Here is a 3,059-nt window from a genome sequence, read left to right on the forward strand (position 1 = left end):
ATCAAAGCCGCTGCTGAGATGGAACTGAAATTACAAGATAATATCAATGTTGATGAAGATATCACTTTTTTAAACTATTTCAAGCAATGGTGCGAGGTCTACAAGCGTCCGAATGTCTCAGATATAACTTATAAGGCATATATTCACACGCAACACAAAATAGAGCAGTTTCTAAGCGATAAGAAACTGAAAGACATTACTTCAACGACATATCAACAGATACTAAATAGCTATTCCGAAACACACTCACAGAATACTGTTGACCGTTTTAACATACATATTAAGTCTTGCGTTGAAATGGCCGTTCATGAGGGATACATCAAACGTAACTTTTGTAAGTTCGCAAAAATCAATGCAAAAAATAAAGGTCGGGATATTGAAACGAAATTCCTAGAAGTTGAAGAATACGAGCATTTAATTTATGAGACTAGCAAACATCCAGAATATGCGCCCCATGCAGCCTTGTATCTAATCGCTAAAACTGGAATGCGCTTCAGTGAGTGCCTAGGTGTGACCGTGGAAGATATCGACTATGAAACTGGCACGCTGTCGGTCAATAAAGCGTGGAACTACACAAATAATAGTGGGTTTATGGAAACTAAAACAAAAAGCAGTATCAGAGAGATACCACTTGATAATGATTCCTTGAACTTTATTAAACGCCTACCGAAGCATGCCGATGGTAGATTGCTTCCAAATATATCGAATAACACAGCTAATAAAACACTGCGCAGGATAGTTGGTCGTGAGGTACGTGTCCATTCGTTAAGACACACTTACGCAAGCTATCTAATCGCCCACGATATCGATCTAATATCTATATCTCAAGTTTTAGGTCACGAAAATTTAAACATCACACTCACAGTATATGCTCACCAATTGAGTGAGCAGAAATCTCGAAATGATGAAAAATAAAACGAATGTGGACAGAAAGTGGACTGAATGCCTTTAAATAGCGTAGTTAAGGCACTTTAAATGTTGGTAAGGATAATGGAAATCCAGTAACTAACCAATTCGTTAATAGAGACGATGCTTGGTACTATTTCGGAGCTGATGGTAAAGCCGTGTCTGGTTTCCAAACCATTAACGGACAGAACCTATATTTCTACGAGTATGGCGTCCAAGCCAAGGGACAACTGGTTACTGTTGACGGTAAAACCTACTACTTCGACCCAAATACAGGTCAAAAGTGGGTTAATCGTTCACTCACCTTAAACGGTACGGTCTATAATTTTGACAATAATGGTGTGGCAACGACTAAAGCTGACCAAACCACAAATCGAAACCAATTTGTTAAAGGTACCGATCAAGAATGGTACTACTACGATGCTAACGGTAAAAAGGTCACTGGTTTCCAAACCATTAACAAGGACCTCTACTACTTTAACGATAAGGGCCAACAAGTTCGAGGAAAGATTTTCAACCTAGGTGATAACCACTACTTTGCCAACAAAGACACTGGTGCTGTCCTTCGTAATGCCTTCTACCATGATAAATCTACTGGTCGTTACGGTGACTTCTCTGAAAACATCTACTACGCTGGCAATGATGGTGCCTTCAAGACAGGCTGGTTTGAAGTTGATGGCAACCGTTATTATGGTAGCGACTATTCTGATGACGACACGCCTAAAGGAAATCTCTACACAGGAGTTATCAACTCTCAACTCTTTAGCCCAGATGGCAAACTCTTGACAAACGGTCTCTATCCTGAGTTCAAGCGTACTGGTGAAAATGATTATGAACTTAAAGGCGTCTATATCACAGATGCTGATGGTAAAATCAAAGAAGGTCCTTATCAATATGATGGTAAGATTATTGGATCTAAATATAGTAACGTCCGCCAATCACAATGGTCAACTTTTGATGAATGGGATATTCTTAATGGACACCTCTACCATTTCGACTCAACACCTATGACCTTCACAGCACCAAATGGCCAAAAAGTGACCACAAACGTTGCCATTGCAACAACTAACAAAGCCCTTACCTATCGTGGTGTAACCTTTAATTTTGATGCCAAGGGTATTGACGAGACAAAAGAAAAGCCATCCACTTTGACCAATTGCAGACAGATCCTAGCGGCACAAGTTATCTCTATGAAAATAGCCAAAAGGTCACTGGCTTGAAGGCCTTTGATGGCGTTAGTTACTATTTCTATGACGATGGCCACCAAGCCAAAGGCACAGAGGTTACAATCAACGGTAAGACATACCAATTTGACCAATTGACTGGTATCATGACACGCAACGCCTTTTCAAAATCATATAATTACGAAGGTTCTCCACGCTTCCCATACTACCCAACACGCTACTATGGTAACGACGGGGCTGCTCTGACAGGTTGGCAAACCATCAACGGCAAGGACTACTACTTCCGAGATAGCGGAAACCTTGAAACAGGACGTTTTGTCATCGGGGACAGAGCTTATAATGCTGATGACAATGGCGTGGTTGCTGACCGCAAGGGTGAACCTGCCTACCGCAATCGTATCGTCTACGATAAGGGCGACAACTATTATTACAATGATAAAGGTGAGAAAGTGACCGGCTTCCAAGAAGTTGACGGCAAGGTCCTCTACTTCGACGCTGAAGGTAAACAAGTCTTAGGACGCTTTGTCACAGTTGATAATTACACCTACTATTTGGACCCTAAAACAGGTGAAAGATACACTAACCGCTCTGTCCTCATCGACGGTAAACTCTATACCTTCGATAAAGATGGACATGTGGTGTCTTAAGATGAGATGAAACCTGAAACCGAGACGAAAGTCTTGGTTTTTTTGGTGGGAGTTAAGTACCATATAAACTAACATTACATTTAGGAAACTAAAAATAGGCTGAGAAATAACCTCAGCCTATTTTATTTATACAAGAATTATATACTCTAATTATAACTTATCAATGATGAATCAAATCATATATTCCAAATCATAACTAGCATCAGAAAGAATACGTGCCAAAAATTGTTGAGTACGTTTTTCTTTTGGTCTGTAAAAAATGTCTTTTGGACTTCCCTCTTCGATGACATGGCCACCATCCATAAAGACAACATGATTAGCT

The 3,059-nt window shown here is 40.1% G+C and carries 3 protein-coding genes and 1 pseudogene; 3 read left to right on the forward strand and 1 reads right to left on the reverse strand.

Features of this window, described 5'->3' with window-relative positions:
• From HSISS2_RS06900 to HSISS2_RS11895, 3 genes are all read left to right on the forward strand, one after another.
• Positions 1 to 915: site-specific integrase (locus HSISS2_RS06900; RefSeq protein ID WP_240472009.1), on the forward strand; the 915-nt coding region annotated here is incomplete at its 5' end.
• Positions 916 to 1,064: 149 nt separating this feature from the next.
• Positions 1,065 to 2,126 carry a choline-binding protein A gene (locus HSISS2_RS11890; protein WP_021146048.1) on the forward strand — a complete coding sequence of 354 codons (1,062 nt, stop codon included), beginning with the start codon at positions 1,065 to 1,067 and terminating at the stop codon, positions 2,124 to 2,126.
• Positions 2,123 to 2,737, forward strand: coding sequence for a choline-binding protein A (locus tag HSISS2_RS11895; RefSeq protein WP_021146049.1), 615 nt, complete (start codon positions 2,123 to 2,125; stop codon positions 2,735 to 2,737). Before HSISS2_RS11890 ends, HSISS2_RS11895 begins: the two co-directional genes overlap by 4 nt.
• A gap of 171 nt (positions 2,738 to 2,908) precedes the next feature.
• Here the strand turns inward: HSISS2_RS11895 and HSISS2_RS11900 are convergent.
• A pseudogene (locus HSISS2_RS11900) lies at positions 2,909 to 3,059 on the reverse strand (amino acid ABC transporter ATP-binding protein); the annotation flags it as partial.

Origin of the sequence: Streptococcus sp. HSISS2 (assembly GCF_000448665.1) — a bacterium.
GTDB lineage: Bacteria > Bacillota > Bacilli > Lactobacillales > Streptococcaceae > Streptococcus > Streptococcus raffinosi.